The sequence below is a fragment of the Microcystis sp. LE19-10.1B genome (genome assembly GCF_027530565.1).
GTDB lineage: Bacteria > Cyanobacteriota > Cyanobacteriia > Cyanobacteriales > Microcystaceae > Microcystis > Microcystis aeruginosa.
The window spans coordinates 1-20,016 of record NZ_JAPZQM010000334.1; the positions used below are offsets into that span (position 1 = coordinate 1).

Consider the following 20,016-nt stretch of genomic DNA (forward strand, 5'->3'; position numbering starts at 1 on the left):
CTCTTGGAGGGAGTCTGGCAAAAGTCTTACAGTCTCTAAACTCTAGCTCTCTTATGGGGTAAGCCTTCAAGCTATCGCTAACTAACAGAAACCCGAAATTTGAGTTTTTATTAGAAAAAAAGTTAGCGATCACTTGTCAACCAAGAGTTTCAGAATCTGGATTCGGTCAGGGATTTCCGAAAGTCCCAGAAGAGCGATAAATTCATGACTCTTCTAGGTTCTGTGTGATAAGTTTAACTTACATAGGATCGATCAATCTTTGTGTCCTTTGTGTCTTTGTGGTTCGTTCCACCCCCTCGCTAGAAGGAATGTATCTTAGAATACATTTTACCCACCAAATCCAAGAGAGCCTCTACAGAACAACCAACATCGGGTAATGCCGAAAAATCTTGATTAACTAACTAATGTTTTCACTATGTTTAATCGCTTAGTATCTTTTAAATCCCTAGAAGGCCATGAAGGTGAGGTTAAATGTCTAACTTTTTCCCAAGATGGTAAATTTTTGGCTAGTGCTGGAGATGATGGTAATATTCTAATCTGGGAATGGAGAAAAAATCAGAAGTTTTCTTTAACTAAAAAAATTGATCAAGTTTTTGAAGATGATATCAATAAAATGTTTGGAGATCTAGAGGAGGGGATTGGCAATATATTTGGAAATAAGGGTGGAATCGCTATACCTAAAATTAATGATATATTCTCAAAACCTCCTCAAGTAAAGGTTTCGGAGATTGATGATATATTTTCAAGACATAGACATAAAAGAATCAATTCTGTTGCTTTTAGTCCCTGTCAAGGATATTTGGTTAGTGGAGGAGATGATCAAACCCTAAGAATTTGGTCACTGGAAACTAAAGAATTAATCTCTACCTTAACGGGACACCAAGATAAAGTTACAGCAGTAGCTGTTCATCCCGATGGGGAAATTATTGCTAGTGGTAGTGAAGATAAAACCGTGAAAATATGGTCAGTAAAAACTGGAGAAACTCGGTTCACATTACAAGGTCATAGCGATAAAGTCCTAACAGTTAAATTTAGTCAAAATGGTCAACTTTTAGCCAGTGGTGGCGGCGAAAATGACAAAACGGTAATTATTTGGAATCTGGCAGAAAAGAGCAGTATTACCTTAAAAGGTCATTCCGATTGGTTTGGAGGTATTTTATCGGTAGATTTCGGCAGTAATAACAAATTTTTAGCCAGTGGCAGCAAAGACAAAACTATTAAAATCTGGGATATTAAAAGAGGGACAGAGGTAAAAACTCTCAGCGAACATAGTGATCATATCAATTCAGTTAGTGTTAGTCCTAATAATCAACTATTAGCCAGTGGTAGTGATGATAAAAGCTTAAAATTATGGGATTTAAAAGCAGGAAAAGCCATTATTTCTATTCCCCATCCCCAGAAAATCTATTCGGTTTGTTTTAGTCCCGATGGTAATTATATCGCCACGGCCTGCCAAGACAAAATCGTTAGAGTTTATGGCACTTCCGAACTACAATCTTTAGCAAGTTGAGCAATCTTTGAGCGCACCAGATGCTTATCGGTGTCTAATTAGGGTTTGCTGAATAAATCGAAAAACCTTGTTGGATAAGGCTTTTAGACTTTTTTGACCTCAAAAAGTGCCGAACTTTGGAGTGATTGGGGGGAAAATTCCTGGACTTTTTTCCTGAAAATTAGGTAATTGACCACCTGAAAATGAGTAAAACCCCACACCCCACACCCCACACCCCACACCCTGCCACCGGGAAAAACTTTTTCAGCAGACCCTACTTAATTAAGCAGTTACTACTTGGGAAGCTAACCGTTTAAAGGTCAATCTTTCATCGGCCACATCGACAAAAATCGTGTCTCCCCCTTTGAATTCGCCGCGCAGAATTGCCTTAGCGATCGGAGTTTCCACATATCTTTGTACTGCCCGTTTTAAGGGTCGCGCACCGTACACTGGATCGTGACCAATTTCTGCCAGATAATCGAGGGCAATATCGGCAAGTTTCAGGGCTAATTTTTGTTCCATCAAGCGATCGCTAAGATTGGCTACCTGTAGTTTGACAATCGATCGCAGTTGCGCTTTTTGTAAACTATGGAAAATGATCGTTTCATCGATACGATTGAGGAATTCGGGACGGAAACTATTCCGCATTGCTTCCATCACCCGCGCCTGCATTTCCTCGTAACGAGACTCATCACCAGCCACGTCTAAAATGTATTGAGAACCGATATTACTGGTCATAATAATGATGGTATTTTTGAAATCAACCAGATGACCTTGAGAGTCGGTTAAGCGCCCATCGTCAAGGATTTGTAACATAACGTTAAAAACGTCGGGATGGGCTTTTTCAATCTCATCAAAGAGGATGACAGAGTAGGGACGACGCCGGATTGCCTCGGTTAATTGTCCTCCTTCATCGTAGCCGACGTATCCCGGAGGCGCACCCATGAGACGGGAAACGCTGTGTTTTTCCATGTATTCCGACATATCGATGCGAACTAGAGCCTCTTCCGTGTCAAAGAGATTGCGCGCTAAAGCTTTCGCCAATTCTGTCTTACCAACACCCGTCGGACCGAGGAAAATAAAGCTGGCCGTGGGACGGTTGGGATCCGATAAACCGGCGCGGGAACGTTGAATCGCTTCGGCCACGGCTGTGACCGCTTCCTCTTGACCGATGACACTTTCGTGTAATTCGTCTTCCAGATTGAGGAGTTTTTCTTTTTCCGATTCGATTAATTTATTGAGAGGAATTCCCGTCCATTTCGAGATAATTTCGGCGATATCCGATTCGAGAACTTCTTCCCTTAATAAACTTTTACCGGTGGTTTGTTTGTCGGCCAATTGGGTTTCTAGGGCGGACATTTGCCGCTGCAGATCAGTTAATTTTCCGAACTTTAATTCGGCGGCGCGATTATAATCATAATCTCGTTCGGCCTGTTGAATTTCTAGATTAACTTGTTCGATCGCTTCTTTAACCCCACGAACTTTATCGATAATCTCTTTTTCCCCTTGCCATTGGGCATTTAATCCCGATTGTTCTTCCTTGAGGTTAGCCAGTTCTTTTTCTAACTTTTCTAACCGTTCTCGCGAAGCTGGATCGTATTCCCGTTGTAGGGAAAGTTTTTCCATTTCTAACTGGAGAATTTTGCGATCAATTTCATCGAGTTCTTCCGGTTTAGAGGTGATTTCCATCTTCAATTTGGCCGCCGCTTCATCAACTAAATCAATGGCCTTATCGGGCAAAAAGCGATCGCTAATATAACGATTAGAAAGCAGTGCCGCCGCTACTAAAGCATTATCGGCAATTTTTACCCCATGATGCACCTCATAACGTTCTTTAAGACCGCGAAGAATTGAAATAGTATCGACCACATTTGGTTCATCTACTAAAACCTCTTGGAAGCGTCTTTCTAACGCCGCATCTTTTTCGATATATTTGCGGTATTCATCGAGGGTAGTGGCCCCGATACAACGCAATTCACCCCGGGCTAACATTGGTTTTAATAAATTGCCCGCATCCATTGCCCCTTGAGTGGCTCCCGCACCGACAACGGTGTGAATTTCGTCAATAAACATGATGATATTGCCTTGGGAATCGGTGACTTCCTTGAGGACAGCTTTTAATCTTTCCTCAAATTCTCCGCGATATTTTGCTCCCGCAATTAAGCCACCTAAATCGAGAGAAATGAGAGTCCGATCTAACAGAGATTCTGGCACATCGCGGTTAATAATCCGCTGGGCTAATCCTTCGACAATGGCTGTTTTTCCTACTCCCGGTTCCCCGATTAAAACTGGGTTATTTTTAGTCCGACGCGAGAGGATCTGAATGGTGCGACGGATTTCGTCATCCCGTCCAATTACGGGGTCTAATTTACCTTCCCGTGCCAATTGGGTGAGATCCCGTCCGTATTTTTCTAGGGCCTCGTATTTGCCTTCTGGATTCTGATCGGTCACTTTTTGACTACCTCTGACTTGTTGAATAATTTCTTTGAGTTTGTTTTCCGTAAGTCCGAATTCTTGAAAAATATTTTTACCGAAGCGATCATCTTTAGCGTAACCTAAAATTAAATGCTCGATCGAGATAAAGTCATCTCCAAATTCTCGACGATAATTTTCCGCTCGATCGAGTAAACTATCTAAACTACGACCTAAATAAATCGAGTCGCCGGGGTTAGAGATTTTCGGTTGACGACGGATAAAGTCATCGGTGCGATCCCGCAAACGGGCTAGACTAATATTAGCTTTACTAAAGACACTGCCCGCTAATCCCTCCTGTTCAAGAAGGGCTTTCATTAGATGTTCGCTTTCGATTTGTTGCTGGCTGTTCTGTTTGGCAATGTCCGGCGTTTTGACGATTGCCTCCCAAGCTTTTTCCGTAAATTGTTGTGGATTGGTTGGCTGCATTTTCTATAAGAGATTACTTTTATACCCTTGAGACTATTCTAGATTGACCGGTTTGTTGGCTTCTAGGGGCTTACCGTACCTAGTTCAGGGGGATTTCCCCTCAATGGTGCGATTTAAGCCGCTAAAGTTTATAAGCTGTCAGGGATTTAAACTGCGTCTTGGAAATTTTAGTACAAATGCTCGGATTCTCAACCAAGCTAAAATCTTAAGTAGCTGGTTATAATTAAATTAAAAATGAATTTTAGGTTCGATCCCCCCTGCCCCCCTTGATAAGGGGGGTGCTGATAGGCGGGGGGATCCCCCCTGCCCCCCTTGATAAGGGGGGTGTCTAATAATTTTTAACACCTACCTACTTAATTATTAAAGATGTTCACTGATAACTGATTACTGATAACTGATAACTGATTAATTCCCCCCTAAAATACTATCTAAGCGATTAAAGATTTAACTTTACTGATGATACCAACTGGGTCAATACCTTGGTGGGGGAACTGTTCCCATAAACCGCCACAACCTTCGTGGTGAGTACCGATATAGGCGTATTTAGGAGTTAAACCGCGTTCGAGTAACCAAGAACCATAACGGCTACCTAAACCCGTGCGACGGTTAAATGCTTCTACCACTAAAACAAAGGGAGAACTACCAACTTTAGCGATAATTTCTTCATCCACCCCATTGAGAGTCGGTTTATTAATTAAACCCACGTCGATCCCTTCTTGTTTTAAGCGTTCCACTGCATCTAAAGCGCGGTATAAACCATCGCCAAAGCTGATGATATAACCGGCAGTGCCTTCCCGAATTACTTCATCTTTTCCGGGGACAAAGGTGTAACCATCGCCAAAGAAATTATGGCCGTTAGTATCAAGAATATTGGGAGTTTTAGAACGAGTCGAGAAGATAAAACGTAAACCGGGTTGATGGAAAGTTGCCTCGACACAAGCGGTCATTTGTGCCGCATCGGCCGGGAAATAAAGACGGGTTTCGTAACCGTCATCCAGTCCATTATCGGCAAAGAAATTATTCAAACCAAAGTGACAGGTATTATCCGCCATATCATCGATACCGGAATGGGAAAAATGACATAAAAGATTAGAATAATTCAAGCGGGCCATGGTGATTTCAGAAATACACATTTCTAGAAAAGCGGCAAAGGTGGCGAAAATTCCCTGTTTACCTTTTTCCATCCCAAAACCAGCAGCCGCCGAAAGATTGCCCCGTTCCATAATACCGGAAGGAATAAACACTTCGGGATGTTTATCGTGGATAATTTTCAGACCGCAGGAACCCTCTAAATCGCTATCTACTACTAATACCTTAGCCTTGCGTTCTTCCTCGCTCATTTTGCCTAAAAGACTGACTACTGCTTCGCCGAAAACGTTGCGGTTAGAACCCCATTTATCCCCAGAACCGAGGAATTTATAGTCATTAGAAGGCTTCTTAATACTGTTGAGATATTCCACGGCGGCACTGTGTCCTTTTGCCTCTAAATATTTCAAAGCCAAGGGGACAGAAATCACATCATGACCGTGGTTAGAACCTTCTAAACCTTCAATTCCAGGACACATGGGACGTTTATTAATAATCGCAATCGGGCCAGGAGTATTAATTGCTTCACATATATTGCGATACAAACTATCGATATCTTCCCCATCTCCCACTAACACTTTTAGTCCATGGCCGGTGAGAGTTTTAGCCACATCATAACCGGGTAAATATTTGGAAGGATTACCGGCAATCGTCACATCATTATCATCAATAATTAGCTTAACATTGATGTGTTGAGCTACGGCTAAACGGGCAGCTTCTGCGTCATTGCCTTCCTGTTGAGAACCATCGGAACCTAAACAAAAAACGGTTTTTCCGGGGTTAGCTAAAGCGACACCGTTAACGTAGGGCCACATATGTCCTAAACGGCCAGAACTAAATTTGACGCCTGGGGTTAATCCTAATTCCGGGTGTCCGGGGAGTTTAGAATTGGCCTCGCGGTAGTGCATTAATTGTTCTGCAGGTAAAGAACCTTCTAACGCAGACATGAGATATTGAGTACCGACGCGGTGTCCCGCTTCATCGAAGAAGATTGGTACAAATTGACTAGGTTGACTGCGGAAAAGAGCATCGAGAATCACCACTTCCGGGACGGTATCGTAGGGGCCGCCGGTGTGACCACCCACACCCCGGGCCGCACCCGTGGCAGTAAAAAAGATGATAGCATCGCGACAAAGTTGGATATTGGCTTTTAGGGCGCTTCTTTGGTCGTCGGTGAGGGTGGGGTTACTGGGGTCGAGACTGATGGGTTTATAGGCGCTCAAATCGATGGGAAAGGTTGTCATCGTAGATTTTCCTTAATGTAGAGAAATAACTATAGTCAGGGAAATCATAGCCTAGAATGTCACCCGATCGATTGATTGAATAATTTCTTATCATTGATGTAGTCCCTAATACAAAAGTTTTACCCCTGCTGGGATAGCGTCCACGGTGCGGGACGGGGGAAATCTTAAAAAAGATACGGGAAAAAAAGCTGTTCTTGAGGGCAATGGTCCAGAATGGCAGCTAAGACCAAGTAAAAAGGATAACCTTTGACTGTATAGCGTTTCTCACAGGGATGAAGTATGACCTGATTCTCGGTTGATATTACTGCAACCTCTAGCCCAAAAATCAGCGCATAATTAGCAAAAACTAGATTTTTTAAGGTAAAAACTATGTGTTTAGGCATACCGGGACAAATTACGGCAATTATTGATGAAAACCATCATCTCGCTCTCGTCGATGTGGGGGGTGTAAAAAGAGAAGTAAATATTACTTGTATTGTTGATGAAGACCATCCTGCTAATACTTGTGTAGGGGATTGGGTATTAGTTCATGTGGGTTTTGCCATGAATCGAATCGATGAAGATGAGGCGCAAGAAACCTTAAATTTATTAACACAATTAGCAGAATTAGAGGCAGAATTTAATCATAATTAATGTTCTTAAAGTAGTCACCCATAAATTAATGCTGTTGTCTATCTCTAAGAAATGTAAATTACGGCAATTATTACTGACTACCGACAGCTAAAAATGATAATTAAAGGATATAAACTATGAAATACGTTGATGAATTTCGTGATCCAGTTAAAGCGGCAGGATTAATTCAACAAATTGAACAATTATCGATAAGAATCTCTGAAAAGCGGGAAAAAGTTACTAAAATTATGGAGGTTTGTGGAGGTCATACCCACTCAATTTTTAGATACGGTATCGAGGCAATACTTCCGGAAACTATCGAATTAATTCATGGTCCTGGATGTCCCGTTTGTGTGATGCCGCGAGGTCGTTTAGATGATGCCATTTTTCTCGCACAACAACCGAACGTAATTCTGACAACTTTTGGCGATACTATGCGTGTCCCCGGTTCCCATTTGAGTCTGCTGCAAGCACGAGCAAAAGGTGATGATATTCGCATGGTTTATTCTCCTCGCGATGCCTTAAAAATTGCCAGAGAAAATCTCGATAAAGAAGTAATATTTTTAGCATTAGGGTTTGAAACAACCGTTCCTAGTACCGCTTTAACTGTTTTAGAAGCGCAAAGAGATGGTGTCACTAATTTTAGTTTATTTTCTAATCATGTGGTGATTATTCCCGCTCTGAAAGCCTTGTTAGATAACCCAGATTTACAGTTAGACGGTTTTGTTGGTCCCGGTCATGTTAGCATGGTAATTGGCACAGAACCCTATCAAGTTATTGCCCAAGAATATCATAAACCTGTGGTAGTTTCTGGGTTTGAACCCTTGGATATTCTCCAATCAATTTGGATGGTATTAAAACAATTAGATGAGCAGAGATGTGAGATCGAAAATCAGTACGATCGAGTGGTACAAAATCAAGGAAATAGAGTCGCTTTATCGGCAATCAAGCAAGTTTTTGAACTGCGAGATCAGTTTGAATGGCGAGGTTTAGGAGAAATTGCTCAAGGAGGGTTAAAACTGCGAGATGAGTACAGTAATTTTGATGCGGAGAAAAAATTTACCCTACCCAATCAGCGTGTTAAAGATCACAAAGCTTGTCAGTGTGGCGAAATTCTTAAAGGTGTTTTAAAACCCTGGGAATGTAAAGTATTTGGTACTGCTTGTACTCCCGAACATCCCATCGGTACTTGTATGGTTTCTAGTGAAGGTGCTTGTGCCGCTTATTATAAGTATGGTAGAAATTAGTAAATTTTTTTACTGATTAAGGTTCCTTTCCGGTGAGGAAACGCTAGAATTATCACCAGAAGAAATTAACAATCTCTCGGTGATAAAAAAGATGAAGATCAAAAATAATCTGGGTTTATTTGGCTTAACTACCTCTGTGCTGCTAATTATCGCTTCGGAAATCGTTCTTGCTTCCCAAGAACAAACCCTAGAACTGCAACCAAGTCAACCCCCCAGCGCCGATTTTTTCAAACCCGTCACCAATCTAATTAAAGATTTAAACCATCAGGGAGTAACTATCACCGATCCCAATGATCCCATGGCGGTGCGCTACCGAGTCAATTCCCCCTGTCCTGGTTGTTCGGTTTATCTAGGCACGGGAGTTGCCAATCCTCGCACCCAGACTAATAATAATGGCATGGGAATCAATTTTGGTCTTGGTTTCACCATGCCTTTTTCACCCTAAATACCGATGACATATTTACGCCATTCGTGATTGTGATTCCCCCTGGTGTGCTTTAATAGCTCAAAGTGGAGACTGCTGTAGGGACGACGAGGTTGGGCGTGCAGGGACATATTGGCCTCTTTTGGTGTACGATTGCCCTTATGCACATTACAACGCACACAAGCCGCCACTAAATTTTCCCAGGTATCACCCCCCCCGCGAGAACGGGGAATCACATGATCGATGGTTAATTGTTCACCTCGGTAGAGACAGTATTGACAGGTGTGATGATCTCGTTCGAGAATATTACGACGGGTTAAAGGAATTTCCTTGTAGGGAACACGGACGTATTGCCTAAGACGGATAACAGAAGGCAAGGGTAAGTCACGACAAACCACTTTTCCGTTATGTTCTAGGGATTCAGCTTTTCCTTTCAACAATAAAACGATCGCGCGCCGCCAACTGGTAATATTTAGCGGTTCGTAGGAGGCATTCAACACGAGAACCTTGCTCATAGGTGTCTGGAGATCGCTTGAATTTACCCCGAATGGTAACACAGATAACTGGGATTGGAACCTATTACACTAAATCCGTTGAGTATAGATCTGGTAGGGTGCGTGTTTGCGGCGATAATTTCTGATGAAAAACTAAAATTAATAATCCGCGCCCCACGCACCAACCTTATCATCAAATTGGTGCGTTACGCTTTGGCTAATCCACCCTACTGGACTGTTTCAGCTAATTTGGTGTATTAGAAAAATGCTATAAATTCTATAATCTAAGACTTTAAGCCGAAATCTATTGCCCTATTTTAGCTGAAACAGTCCACTACGATTGATGTTTTTGTTTGAGCGCGATCGTTTATAATCAAAATATCATTATTTTGGAGTCAAAGAAAAATGCGTAAACAGACCATTCAATATACATCTTCTTTAGATGCTTTGATTGCCGTTGCCAAGCGGCTTAGCGTCTATGAAAACCAACATAAAATGGATTCCGAAGATTTTTATAACGAATACAATCAGGGAATATTGTCAGATGATATAGCGGTTCTCGCATCTGTGCGGCACACTTAAACCTTTGCTGATTAAGCTGTTCAGGATCGGGAATGTACCTCTTGTGAATCAGAAACACTATATAATCTTTATAGAATGGGCAAACGATTATCGTCATTACCTTGCTTTGCGTCAAGAATTAGAACAAATATTAAATCATGCTGCTTAAACTTTTATCTGATTACCTCAATCAAGTGCGATCGCCGATCTGGTAGGGTGCGTTCCCTGAAACCTTTGCGACTGCGACATGATTTGATATTCGGGAACGCACCACCCTTAAGGTTATGGTTTCGGTTGGTTACGGTGTTGGGGGTTTGGGAAGGAGAATTTAGATTAAAATAGATAACAGATAATTAGCAAAGTCTGCTCATAATGCCGAATATTATCTGGTCGGATTACTTACAATATCGAGCCAAACTGAGAGGATTTGAACTTGCCAAAATAGAAGAGATTCTCAAATACTCTGGAGAAAGGTACTACGATACTGAAACGGGTCGTCTTATTGCCGTAGGCAAGCATGATAATAGTTTAGTAATTATTCCTTATGAATACGATGATAATTTTATAACTCCTGTCACCATTCATGGGACAACACGCCAACAAATTCGATTTCGCCTAACAACTGGGAGATATACTATCCATGAGCAAACCTAAAATGAGATACTTTGAACAAGAAGACATTCTTCATTTAACTATTTCTGATGAACCAGAAGCTAACAGTGTAGAAATTAATCCAAATATTACGGCTGAACTTAATGATTTAGGAGAATTAATTGGCCTAGAGATTACTAATGCTAGTTCTTTTATCCGAGATTCAATTTTAGAGTCAACCCAAGGAAAAATATTAAATTTGTCCCCCCAATGACTTATTGAGTGCGATGCCGAAGGCACTGCCTAGCAGTACGCCGATCTTGTAGGGTGTGTTAGACGGCGATAATTTCTGATAAAAAACTCAAATTAACAATCCGCACCCCACGCACTAACTTTATTATTAAATTGGTGCGTTACGCTATCGAAAAGCTCACTCTACGAGTTAGTGCGCTCGCCTGTGGCTGGGGTTGAGGGTTGAATAGAGCAAATTATAAATAAAGCAAAATCGATGAGAACCATTCCCTTAACTTTAGAACAGCTTATTTAAGCAGTACAACAATTGTCGCCTGAAGAACGAATTGCGATCGCCTGATCGGGTAGAGAACAGGGACGTATTGCCTAAGACGGATAACAGAAGGTAGGGGTAAGTCACGACTCCCTGATCACTAATTTTTGATAAGCTAAGAGACAGTAATTATAATTTCGTCGTCAATCCTATGATTTTGCCAGGTAGTACCGTTCGAGTCACCAATCCCGATGATACCTACTATAAATTTGAAGGTTTAGCCCAGCGTTTAAGCGATGGGAAAGTGGCCGTTCTTTTTGAGGGGGGCAACTGGGATAAGTTAGTTACCTTTAATCTCTCGGAATTAGAAGAAGTAATTATTGCCCCGGCTAAAGGCAAAAAATAACCATGCGTCCACCCTTACCGCAATTGGCCACGGATAACCGCCATCCCGATCATATCGCCGAAGTTATCGAGACGACGACGACCGAGTTTTTAGCGCAATGTTTGGAACCAGAGGAGTTAAACTTTCCTTTTATGCCCGCTTTTGGTAGTTGGGTAAAAGCCTACGATGAAGAAACGGGTAATAAGATTTTTGGGATTGTCACCTTTGCCACCACTGCACCCATCGATTCGGTACATCGCGCTAGAGCTTTGGGGTTATCTTTGGCTGAATTGCGGGAACAACAGCCGCAGATTTTCGCTATGTTAAAAACGGAATTTCGGGCAACTATTGTCGGTTTTGAAACCCTGCCTGGACAATTTAATGGCAATGGTGCCGGGCGAGGTTATATCTATCAATATATTCCTCCCCGGCCTCCACAAATTCATCAGGCAGTTTATCAATGTGAGTCGTTAGAAGTGGTTTATTTTAGTGAACAATTAGACTTTTTACGAATTTTATTACAGGTCAAGAATACTCCCGTGGAAGCTTTGGCAGCTGCTTCTATCCGTCAGATGTACCAATTGCGTCAAGCCGATCGACAATGGTTAGTGAATGTGGGCAGACAGTTAAGTGTTTTACTTAAGGATGATTATGATCGCTTGCGTTATATTCTCAGTCAAATTCATATTAGTCCTTAGATGATGGCGTTGTCAGATCAGAAGAGGAAAGATGCAATGCTCCGGTGCTGATTCGGAGCATCTTTCCATTTGACAAAGCCGATTGTAGGGCTAATTCATGAATTAGCCCTACGCCGATTGTAGGGCTAATTCCACTGCTAAATCGAGCGACTCTTGTTCCCCACTTAAGCCCAACTATCGGCACTATTCGTTCATTAAACACTAATTGTCAAGATGCCATGTAATCTTTCCTATCAAAGTAATTTCAGTTCCGGTGCTGATTCGGAGCATCTTTCAATTTGACAACGCCAGGTTTTTAGATTCATTCAGCCCGCCCTATCTAGGGATTGCCACCACCCACAGCGATGCCAGTACCATAAATCTGAGCATTTGTCAAGTTAATTCTCTCCATCGATGCACCTGTCACATCGGCATCATAAATCACGGCACTGGTGAAATTGACTCCATCGAGATCAGCTTGATTGAAACTGGCATTAGTCAGAAAAGCTGCGGTCAAATTTGCGCCTTCTAGGTTAGCATCCGTCAAATCCGCGCCCTCTAAGTTAGCTTCCTCTAGATTAGCTCCTTGTAAATTCGCTTTTCTCAAATCTGCGCCGATTAGATGCGCCCCCCTTAAATCTGCACCGCGGAGATCACAGCCTGGACATTCCCGCGTATTCAATAATTGTTGTACCTGTTGAGGATTTTCCGCACCGACGGGGTTAATCAGCAGTAAGGAGGCTAGGGAACCTAGGGTAATCATTAAAGTCCTTTTCATCGTTTTAGCCTCCTCTTTCGTTTTCCTCTCTACTTTTAGGATAGGAAAAAAGCTGCTAACCAACTTCCCCCGATCGGGCTAATTCTCCTGTTATCTCACTTTTACTTGCTTTTGCTAGTCGATCTCTCCTTTCATGACTGTTGCGATCGCTGCTCGGGCATTTTCCTTAAATTCCTTCACATCAACCCGACTTAATAACCAAACTGCTAGGATCATTCCCAATGCTTGCACGAGGAAAACGAAGCCATAGGCTAAAACCGGACTAGAAAAGACAACTTTACCGATATTTAAAATCGTACCCCCTAAAACCGTGGCCAATCCCCGTGCGATCGCTTGGGATAATCCCCAAGCGCCGATAAAAGTTCCTGCGGTTTCGGCGGCGGTTAAATCTAACATTAAACTGGTAGCTCCGGCGGTAATCATTCCCGAAGCTAAACCGAAAAAGAGCAAGCTTGATTTTAATAAACTTTGGTTAGCAGAAAAGCCGGCAAAAATCAAGAGAATAAAACAAATTGTTGCAAAAATACAGCCATATTTAGTGGTTTTTTGTTTACCGATGCGGGGAATGAGCATAAATCCCGTGGCAGCAATACCAAAAAGGGTTCCGGTTCCCCAAAAAGCGTTCAATTGGGTCGTTTGGGCGATACACATCCCAAAAACCTCGCCGCCAAAGGGTTCCATAATTGCATCCTGCATAAATAAACTCAAAGTCATCATCAGCAGAAAGGTGAAAAATAAACCGGTTTGCCGACTAGCGGTGAGAACTTGTAGGGCATCTTTAAAGGTAATTTGATCCTCTCTTTGCACAAGAGTGGACCGGCTACTAAAACGAGAATATTTTTTTTCTACGCCAAAAGTCGCTAAAATACAGAGAACGAAAACGATAGCGGGCATAATCGCGAACACGGGGTTAATACTCGCCTGTAGCTGCGGAATATTGGCTATAGGGGCTGATTGAGTCGGATCATAGGTCAAAATATTTGTACCGCAGATATTGGGAGTATCCAGCAAACGAGAACTAACGATCGCCCCGACGACGATTCCCACCATCAGCATTGACCAAACTATAGCAACTAATTGCGATCGATTATCTTCATCGGACACATCCACCAAGAGGGCAGCAAAAGGGGTAGAACTGGCGCTTAAAGCGAGTCCGTAGAGGGCGAAAATTAAGGCCAAGAGGGCAATCCAGGCGTAGGAAATGGTATTCCATCCCGAAGTTTGAATACTAAGTCCCAATTGCCAGACTACCTGCAAAGCAACAAAAGCTAAAGCGGTAAAAACTGCCGCTCCAATCCAGACATAACCGCTGCGATGATGACCAAAAATAGTTTTACCGTCGGATCTTTGCCCAAACCAGATGCGTGCTGGACTAACAAACTGGTGCATAGCGATCGCAGCTGCGGCAAGAAAGGGTAAAACTTTTAACTCATCGATCATAATCCGATTGAGAACCCCCAAAGTCAGCAGGGACATAATACCTAGTCCCATCTGAAAGAGTCCTAAGCGAAACATGGTGAAAAGTCCCAGTTTTGGCAGGGGTTTTGGGGATGAGTGAGTAGAATTGGAGATATCGCTGGTAGCCATGGTTAAATCAATACAAAAAAAGCCAGTATTTAAAAATTTAACGCAGGACGAGCAGACATCTTCTGGGGATTTAAGTTTCTGTGTCCAATAACCAAGTGGTCAGATCTGTCAAGCTGGTAAAATCGAGCAGCGCTTCTCCTAAAGTTTCTAATTGTTCTAGGGATAGTTCTTGGATTTGTTGGCTTAAAGTTGAGGATATTTCACCTAAACGACGGTTAAGTAGTTGTAGAATCAAAGAAACCGCTTCTGATTGTCTTCCTTTTTCTTGGATGTCCTGATCAATGACTGATTCGCCCATAATTTCTTCTCTTAATAAGCTTCTGATGATTTCCTTACTTAATACTAACCCCGCCAGAATTGCTGTAGCGGCGGCTAAATTGCTTTTTTCAGTTCTACCCTTGATATTAAGTAGGTGGGTGGAATTAAATATAAGATGAACGTAGGTTGGGTTGAAGCATGAAACCCAACGCCCGATTATGTTACGCTACCGCTAACCCATCCTACAAATAATTGTGCCTCCCTACTTATCAATTTTTGTGGCTACTTTGGCCAAGATTTTCCTATTGTATTATCCATTTTCCTGTAACTGTATGTTCGAGTTAATCGAGATCGCAAAAAATGGAGATTTCTACGATCCCATCTTCCCCATTGTCCTCCCCGATGCCAAAATCTACAACCCCAAAGACCGACTAAAATAGACTCAATACTGGGAAACCGAAAGTAAAGAACTAGAAGAAACCATGAAACAGAGAGGAATCGCCAACCTGCGAGGAATTATCGACGATCTAAATCTTGGCACCGTGATCCAGAAGTCAAATCGTCAAGTGCTTACTCTGTAATGATTATAATCGATTCGATCTTTGTTTAGCGTTGAAGTTCCCTTAGGAATAAATTGGGTCTTTTTCCAGCAAACCTAGCAATTTTTGCATTTTAATCCAAACTCTTCTCATTTGCCAGAATTTACTTTTTCCCATGGCGGCTATTTTACTGTCAGCTTTTTGTAATTCCTCGTCTCTTTCTCGATAATCCAATTGGGTTTTTTGCAATTCTTGTTGCAATTCTTGTCCATGGATTTCTAATTGTTTAATTCGTTCTCTAGCCCGTTCCAACTGAGCGAATATATCGACTCTTAAGGTGACTAAAGCGGCAAAAATGGCTTGGATATTTTGGGAGTAAAGTTGGGGATGATTATAAAAAAGTTGGGTGTAGGAATAGATCTAGTGTTCTGCGGTCATTGAGCGACTCATAGAATCAGCTTTTTGTCGATAGAAAAATAACAATTCTGGGATACGATAGACTTCTCGACCTAATTCGATCAGAGATAACCAAAAATCGTGATCTTCCCAACCATAAATTAAATTGCTATTGTAGCCGCCCACAGTTTCCCAGTCGGATTTCCGAAACAAACCGGAGCAAAATATCATATTATCTACTAATATATCGGGAAATTTATACTCAGGCAGCGGCCAAATTCCTTGTCTATCGCCAAAATATTCCGCTTCGCAATAAACTATACCTAATTGCTCATTACTTTCTAGCAAAGCAACCGCTTTTTCTAGATAGGAATCGGCAATTTTATCATCAGCATCAAGGGGAAGAATATAGGTTCCTTGCCCTTGGGCAATTCCTAGATTTCTCGCTGTGGCAACCTCTTGATTTTCTGTGCGGATGATCCAGGTTTTTGGCTGTTGATAATTTTGTAAAATCTCGATGGTTTCTGGTTCTGTGGATCCATCATCAACGACCAGGATTTCAAAGTTTTGGTATGTTTGCACTAAAACAGATGTGATCGCATCATCAAGATAGCGACCTTAATTATAGCAAGGAATAATCACGGAAACTTGAGGAACATGACTCATTGAGGGAAATTCTCTCCTACTCGAGCAAAAACTAGGTTATCAATAGCTTATCCCAAAAGTTCCCCTTTCTCGTTTTTCTAAGTAAAGGAAGTGTTGATATCCCTACTAGCAATTTCGGGATAGTAGAACATATTATGGATAAATTCTTAAATTATTCCGATTGGTGGACAAAATCACCCAATTGGGTGATCCCCGTGAGGGAAGCATCTCTTTTTAATAGAGGATAAGTTATTCAATAATCCGATTATCATTACCAATGATCCTTACATCATGGAAGCTCATCAACAAAAACAACTCCGCACTTTCCTCTTGGAAAAATTAGCAATTTCTCCCCGTTCCTTCGATATGGCTGTGCGTCTCTGTGAAGCATCGGTGGGTTCTTTGCCGATGGTTTTATGGCAGTACGGTTTAATCGATTTGTCGCAATTGAATCAAGTTTTTGACTGGATGGAAACTGTATAATTATTTTCCAAGAATATGCTCATTAATTATCATTTTTATTAAGAGAATTGACCAAGTTCCAGAGCAGCGAGTTCCTGCAATTTATTTATTAAGTCCCGTTAAGGTTTGCCCTAGCAGAAAATCTCACCTTTGCTGGGACTAATTAAACCAGCTATCAGCCGCTATTTCCCCCCGTTTTAATTCGAGATTGATCTGGTATAAAATACTAATTTCTCGCCAAAGTAAGGTAGAAACAAACTTAATATACCATAGGTTCTTGAGTTAGGCATCGACTATATGAAACTCTTTCAGGGCCGGATAGAAGTTGAGATTTTCATGACCCGGACGACTGAGTTTAATCAGGGCAAACCGTTGGGATGGTGGCAATTTTTGCCATTGTTCTAAACTAATTTCGATCTGGAATTCTCTAGCTTTTTCTCGGACTGTATCGGGAATCTGGCTATCATCTAGCCAAGCAGGATCGGGATCTATTGCTAGTTCTTCCGGGGGATTGCCAGTTTTTTCGGCGATTAATTTTTGCAGAAAATCTCGATAGATTTTGGCTTCTGCTGCCGTCGTACAAGCCATATTAACTAATACCATTCTTTCTGGTTGAGTTAACTGCATCCAATGGGATAATTTTAATTTAACTCCACAGGTATCTAGTTTCATTCTCACGGCCATCGGTATGCAACGTAAGGAGTCAACAAATTCGGATTCAAAGTCAAAAAAGGTGTTCATATTATTGCCTTGGTTTACTGAGGATAAATCTATAATACAGCACCAGGGTATAATTGCTGGGCAAAATGGTATTTTTATTGAATAAACTTGGCTCGATATTGATGACTAGAAACGAGAATTTCCTCTATTTCCTGCCATTTTTCTCCTGCAATATAGTCAACAATTTGATCAAGATTTTGCCGATAATTTGTCAAGGATATCAATAAAGCTTGACGATTGTATTTAGCCATCATTAAACCTAATTCGGGATTGCCACCACCGACGCGACTGGTATCGCGAAAACCAGAACTAGCTAAATTTTCCGCTAATTCTCGAATATTCAGGTCTTGTTCTTTCGCACAAGCTTGGATTAAACTGGTACTAATCATTACTGGCAGATGGGAAATCCATGCCACGGCTCGATCGTGTTCTTCGGGGGAGGAATAATAAATTTTACAGCCTAATTTCTGCACGATTTCAGTTAAGATTTCCACGGCAAAGTTAGGGGTAGATTCAAGGGGAGTAATCAGATATGGGGCATTGACAAATAAACCACATTGTGCCGCATTAATTCCCTGTTCGGTTTTCCCAGCCATAGGATGACTACCGACAAAATTTGGCCACAATTGGCCACAATTGGCTACAATTACCCCTTTAACTGATCCCACATCGGTGACAATGGTTTGGGTTTTTAAATAGGGAGTTAATTTTTCCAAAGTTGGCACAATTAAATGTATAGGAGTACAGATAAAGATTAAATCGGCAGTAGCTAATAATTCTAAACTGGTGCTAGATTCATCTACAACTCCTTTTTGCACAGCGATATCACAGGTGTATTGTTGACGAGAAACTCCCAAAACTTTATAACCTTGTGAGCGGAAATCTAAGCTCAAGGAACCACCAATTAAACCCAGTCCAATAATGCCAATATTCATTAGGTTTACTCAAAGATAATTTCGTCTTCTAGTCGCCAAGCAGGATCGACAATGCACAAGAAAATTAAGGGTTCCTCCCCACAATTATGAATATATTGTTTAGCTAGAGGAGGTATATAAATGGCAGCACCGACAGTCACTAATTGCACTTCCTCATCGATGTGCATTTCCCCTTGTCCTTGCAAAATATAATAAACTTCCGCAGTTTTTAAAGCGTGGGGAGTAGAAGTTTCCCCCACATCTACCCAGGCGTGGGCTAAACTATAACGTAGATTTAACGGCTGTTTATCGGGATGCAATAACTCGCGCAATCGGGTATGATCACCGGCGATGAATTCCTCACATTCGAGCAGTTTTCTGATTAACATAGTAAAATTAAACCTCGAAGATTGTTTTTATTTTATCATTGAGTCAAAAGCTAAAGACTAATAGCCGTTATCATAGAAATATTCAGCATCGCCAGAATTAACGAATGACTTGGTTAGAACATAGTGTACAGGTAGAAGTGGACGCGCCGATCGATCTGGTTTGGGCTCTCTGGTCAGATTTAGAACAAATGCCCCAGTGGATGAAATGGATCGAATCGGTGAAAATTCTAGAGGAGGAGCCAGAGCTTTCCCGTTGGAAGTTAGCCAGTGGTGGTCTAGAATTTACTTGGTTGTCACGGATACTGAAAATTGTCCCCCACCAGATGATTCAATGGGAATCCGTGGACGGGTTGCCTAACCGCGGGGCAATTCGTTTTTATGACCGTCATGGTAGGAGTATTGTGCGACTGACAGCAGCCTATGCTATACCAGGTTGGTTAGGAAAATTGATGGATAATCTTTTCCTCGGTCGAGTGGTGGAATCAACCCTGCAAGCCGATCTAGAGCGTTTTCGCCTTTATGCTCTCAATATTGTCAATAATACGCCGCCAAGGTGAGTTGACATACTCCCACCGTCAAGCTACGCTGTGACGGGGGATTCTTGACCTATCACTATCGGAAATTCCTTGTTCGACGAGACAACTTAGATTCTCAATGTCTCCACTGAAAACCCAGAGGCCGGACTCTCCCAAGGCGTTTGGGTCGGTTTCTGTTTGCCCAACAGTACCGTTGAGATGATTTCCCAAATATTTCAACCCTTTTTTAAGAATGTTGATGGCTGCATTATGATCCCTATCCAAGACTGTTTTACAATTGGGACATTGATGAGTTCTAGTGCTTAATGTTTTTTGAACTCGCGTACCACAAACTGAACAATCTTGGCTAGTAAAATGGGGAGTAACAGCAATACAGACAATCCGATAAATCTTGGCAAAAAATTCAAACCATTCAGTGAATTGATACCAAGAAGCATCAGAAATCGACTTGGCCAGCTTACGGTTTTTGACTAAGTTTCTTACCTTTAAAGCCTCATAGACTACCAGATCATTAGACTGGACTAACGCCAAAGCGTCTTTAATTGCTTTGTCTTTACGTTGTCTTGATACTTTAAG

Annotated in this window: 21 protein-coding genes and 2 pseudogenes; 12 read left to right on the forward strand and 11 right to left on the reverse strand. The window is 41.8% G+C overall.

Annotation, left to right across the window (positions count from 1 at the left end):
• The first annotated feature begins 415 nt into the window (after positions 1–415).
• Positions 416–1,510, forward strand: coding sequence for a WD40 repeat domain-containing protein (locus O9332_RS11740; RefSeq protein WP_002761458.1), 1,095 nt, complete (start codon positions 416–418; stop codon positions 1,508–1,510).
• Between the two features lie 261 nt (positions 1,511–1,771).
• Here the strand turns inward: O9332_RS11740 and clpB are convergent, their stop codons facing one another.
• Positions 1,772–4,390, reverse strand: a complete 2,619-nt coding sequence (gene clpB, locus O9332_RS11745) for an ATP-dependent chaperone ClpB (protein WP_002757659.1) — start codon at positions 4,388–4,390, stop codon at positions 1,772–1,774.
• A 428-nt stretch (positions 4,391–4,818) separates the two neighbouring features.
• Positions 4,819–6,720, reverse strand: a complete 1,902-nt coding sequence (locus O9332_RS11750) for a thiamine pyrophosphate-binding protein (protein WP_002759305.1) — start codon at positions 6,718–6,720, stop codon at positions 4,819–4,821.
• 369 nt (positions 6,721–7,089) lie between these two features.
• Here O9332_RS11750 and O9332_RS11755 point away from each other — a divergent pair, with 369 nt between their 5' ends.
• The 3 genes from O9332_RS11755 to O9332_RS11765 all read left to right on the forward strand — a co-directional run bounded on the left by O9332_RS11755 (position 7,090) and on the right by O9332_RS11765 (position 9,024).
• A complete protein-coding gene (locus tag O9332_RS11755) occupies positions 7,090–7,353 on the forward strand; it encodes a HypC/HybG/HupF family hydrogenase formation chaperone (protein WP_002759304.1) in 264 nt (87 codons plus the stop codon).
• A 116-nt stretch (positions 7,354–7,469) separates the two neighbouring features.
• Complete coding sequence (gene hypD / locus O9332_RS11760; RefSeq protein WP_002759303.1) at positions 7,470–8,579, forward strand: hydrogenase formation protein HypD; 1,110 nt, start codon at positions 7,470–7,472, stop codon at positions 8,577–8,579.
• A gap of 91 nt (positions 8,580–8,670) precedes the next feature.
• Positions 8,671–9,024 (forward strand): hypothetical protein, encoded by a 354-nt coding sequence (locus O9332_RS11765; RefSeq protein WP_002759302.1) that lies wholly within the window; start codon positions 8,671–8,673, stop codon positions 9,022–9,024.
• Here O9332_RS11765 and O9332_RS11770 read toward each other — a convergent pair.
• Positions 9,021–9,518 (reverse strand): HNH endonuclease, encoded by a 498-nt coding sequence (locus O9332_RS11770; RefSeq protein ID WP_002759301.1) that lies wholly within the window; start codon positions 9,516–9,518, stop codon positions 9,021–9,023. The genes O9332_RS11765 and O9332_RS11770 overlap by 4 nt on opposite strands.
• A gap of 384 nt (positions 9,519–9,902) precedes the next feature.
• On the opposite strand from O9332_RS11770, the gene O9332_RS28405 reads away from it, so the two are divergent.
• The 5 genes from O9332_RS28405 (at position 9,903) to O9332_RS11795 (ending at position 12,237) form a co-directional block, all read left to right on the forward strand.
• Entirely contained in the window at positions 9,903–10,079 is a 177-nt protein-coding gene (locus O9332_RS28405) for a hypothetical protein (protein WP_002759300.1), read from the forward strand.
• A gap of 351 nt (positions 10,080–10,430) precedes the next feature.
• Positions 10,431–10,712 (forward strand): hypothetical protein, encoded by a 282-nt coding sequence (locus tag O9332_RS11780; RefSeq protein ID WP_002759299.1) that lies wholly within the window; start codon positions 10,431–10,433, stop codon positions 10,710–10,712.
• A 1-nt stretch (position 10,713) separates the two neighbouring features.
• Positions 10,714–10,923, forward strand: coding sequence for a DUF2283 domain-containing protein (locus O9332_RS11785; protein ID WP_223211798.1), 210 nt, complete (start codon positions 10,714–10,716; stop codon positions 10,921–10,923).
• Between the two features lie 442 nt (positions 10,924–11,365).
• Positions 11,366–11,560 (forward strand): NAD(P)H dehydrogenase subunit NdhS, encoded by a 195-nt coding sequence (locus O9332_RS11790; RefSeq protein WP_002759298.1) that lies wholly within the window; start codon positions 11,366–11,368, stop codon positions 11,558–11,560.
• 2 nt (positions 11,561–11,562) lie between these two features.
• Positions 11,563–12,237, forward strand: a complete 675-nt coding sequence (locus O9332_RS11795; protein WP_002759297.1) for an HAS-barrel domain-containing protein — start codon at positions 11,563–11,565, stop codon at positions 12,235–12,237.
• Between the two features lie 319 nt (positions 12,238–12,556).
• On the opposite strand, the gene O9332_RS11800 is transcribed toward O9332_RS11795, so the two are convergent.
• From O9332_RS11800 to O9332_RS11810, 3 genes and pseudogenes are all read right to left on the reverse strand, one after another.
• Positions 12,557–12,994, reverse strand: coding sequence for a pentapeptide repeat-containing protein (locus O9332_RS11800; RefSeq protein ID WP_002758200.1), 438 nt, complete (start codon positions 12,992–12,994; stop codon positions 12,557–12,559).
• Between the two features lie 114 nt (positions 12,995–13,108).
• Positions 13,109–14,581 (reverse strand): BCD family MFS transporter, encoded by a 1,473-nt coding sequence (locus tag O9332_RS11805; RefSeq protein ID WP_288025665.1) that lies wholly within the window; start codon positions 14,579–14,581, stop codon positions 13,109–13,111.
• A 70-nt stretch (positions 14,582–14,651) separates the two neighbouring features.
• Positions 14,652–14,987, reverse strand: a pseudogene (locus O9332_RS11810) (DUF4351 domain-containing protein); the annotation flags it as partial.
• Between the two features lie 106 nt (positions 14,988–15,093).
• Between O9332_RS11810 and O9332_RS11815 the strand changes: the two are divergent.
• Entirely contained in the window at positions 15,094–15,279 is a 186-nt protein-coding gene (locus O9332_RS11815; protein WP_155120374.1) for a hypothetical protein, read from the forward strand.
• Positions 15,280–15,462: 183 nt separating this feature from the next.
• On the opposite strand, the pseudogene O9332_RS28065 reads toward O9332_RS11815, so the two are convergent.
• A pseudogene (locus O9332_RS28065) lies at positions 15,463–16,440 on the reverse strand (glycosyltransferase).
• A gap of 270 nt (positions 16,441–16,710) precedes the next feature.
• Between O9332_RS28065 and O9332_RS11830 the strand changes: the two are divergent.
• Positions 16,711–16,902, forward strand: a complete 192-nt coding sequence (locus tag O9332_RS11830; protein ID WP_002758191.1) for a DUF2949 domain-containing protein — start codon at positions 16,711–16,713, stop codon at positions 16,900–16,902.
• Between the two features lie 261 nt (positions 16,903–17,163).
• Here O9332_RS11830 and O9332_RS11835 read toward each other — a convergent pair whose 3' ends face one another.
• The 3 genes from O9332_RS11835 to O9332_RS11845 all read right to left on the reverse strand — a co-directional run bounded on the left by O9332_RS11835 (position 17,164) and on the right by O9332_RS11845 (position 18,904).
• Positions 17,164–17,622, reverse strand: coding sequence for a nitrate reductase associated protein (locus O9332_RS11835; protein ID WP_002758190.1), 459 nt, complete (start codon positions 17,620–17,622; stop codon positions 17,164–17,166).
• 74 nt (positions 17,623–17,696) lie between these two features.
• Positions 17,697–18,536, reverse strand: a complete 840-nt coding sequence (locus tag O9332_RS11840; protein WP_002758188.1) for a prephenate/arogenate dehydrogenase — start codon at positions 18,534–18,536, stop codon at positions 17,697–17,699.
• Between the two features lie 5 nt (positions 18,537–18,541).
• The gene (locus O9332_RS11845) at positions 18,542–18,904 is read right to left on the reverse strand and encodes a cupin domain-containing protein (RefSeq protein ID WP_002736559.1); all 363 of its coding nucleotides are present in this window, start codon (positions 18,902–18,904) and stop codon (positions 18,542–18,544) included.
• 104 nt (positions 18,905–19,008) lie between these two features.
• Here O9332_RS11845 and O9332_RS11850 point away from each other — a divergent pair, with 104 nt between their 5' ends.
• Entirely contained in the window at positions 19,009–19,461 is a 453-nt protein-coding gene (locus O9332_RS11850; RefSeq protein ID WP_002758186.1) for an SRPBCC family protein, read from the forward strand.
• 18 nt (positions 19,462–19,479) lie between these two features.
• On the opposite strand, the gene O9332_RS11855 is transcribed toward O9332_RS11850, so the two are convergent.
• Positions 19,480–20,016 (reverse strand): RNA-guided endonuclease InsQ/TnpB family protein (locus O9332_RS11855; RefSeq protein ID WP_288025674.1); only part of this gene is annotated, 537 nt, incomplete at its 5' end.

Coding starts and splice junctions, on each gene's coding strand:
- hypD (WP_002759303.1), top strand. CDS start 7,470: ATGAAATACGTTGATGAATTTCGTGATCCAGTTAAAGCGGCAGGATTA.
- O9332_RS11750 (WP_002759305.1), bottom strand. CDS start 6,720: ATGACAACCTTTCCCATCGATTTGAGCGCCTATAAACCCATCAGTCTC.
- O9332_RS28405 (WP_002759300.1), top strand. CDS start 9,903: ATGCGTAAACAGACCATTCAATATACATCTTCTTTAGATGCTTTGATT.
- O9332_RS11830 (WP_002758191.1), top strand. CDS start 16,711: ATGGAAGCTCATCAACAAAAACAACTCCGCACTTTCCTCTTGGAAAAA.
- O9332_RS11765 (WP_002759302.1), top strand. CDS start 8,671: ATGAAGATCAAAAATAATCTGGGTTTATTTGGCTTAACTACCTCTGTG.
- O9332_RS11805 (WP_288025665.1), bottom strand. CDS start 14,581: ATGGCTACCAGCGATATCTCCAATTCTACTCACTCATCCCCAAAACCC.
- O9332_RS11850 (WP_002758186.1), top strand. CDS start 19,009: ATGACTTGGTTAGAACATAGTGTACAGGTAGAAGTGGACGCGCCGATC.
- O9332_RS11800 (WP_002758200.1), bottom strand. CDS start 12,994: ATGAAAAGGACTTTAATGATTACCCTAGGTTCCCTAGCCTCCTTACTG.
- O9332_RS11770 (WP_002759301.1), bottom strand. CDS start 9,518: ATGAGCAAGGTTCTCGTGTTGAATGCCTCCTACGAACCGCTAAATATT.
- O9332_RS11780 (WP_002759299.1), top strand. CDS start 10,431: ATGCCGAATATTATCTGGTCGGATTACTTACAATATCGAGCCAAACTG.
- O9332_RS11740 (WP_002761458.1), top strand. CDS start 416: ATGTTTAATCGCTTAGTATCTTTTAAATCCCTAGAAGGCCATGAAGGT.
- O9332_RS11785 (WP_223211798.1), top strand. CDS start 10,714: ATGAGATACTTTGAACAAGAAGACATTCTTCATTTAACTATTTCTGAT.
- O9332_RS11755 (WP_002759304.1), top strand. CDS start 7,090: ATGTGTTTAGGCATACCGGGACAAATTACGGCAATTATTGATGAAAAC.
- O9332_RS11790 (WP_002759298.1), top strand. CDS start 11,366: ATGATTTTGCCAGGTAGTACCGTTCGAGTCACCAATCCCGATGATACC.
- O9332_RS11795 (WP_002759297.1), top strand. CDS start 11,563: ATGCGTCCACCCTTACCGCAATTGGCCACGGATAACCGCCATCCCGAT.
- O9332_RS11835 (WP_002758190.1), bottom strand. CDS start 17,622: ATGAACACCTTTTTTGACTTTGAATCCGAATTTGTTGACTCCTTACGT.
- clpB (WP_002757659.1), bottom strand. CDS start 4,390: ATGCAGCCAACCAATCCACAACAATTTACGGAAAAAGCTTGGGAGGCA.
- O9332_RS11840 (WP_002758188.1), bottom strand. CDS start 18,536: ATGAATATTGGCATTATTGGACTGGGTTTAATTGGTGGTTCCTTGAGC.
- O9332_RS11845 (WP_002736559.1), bottom strand. CDS start 18,904: ATGTTAATCAGAAAACTGCTCGAATGTGAGGAATTCATCGCCGGTGAT.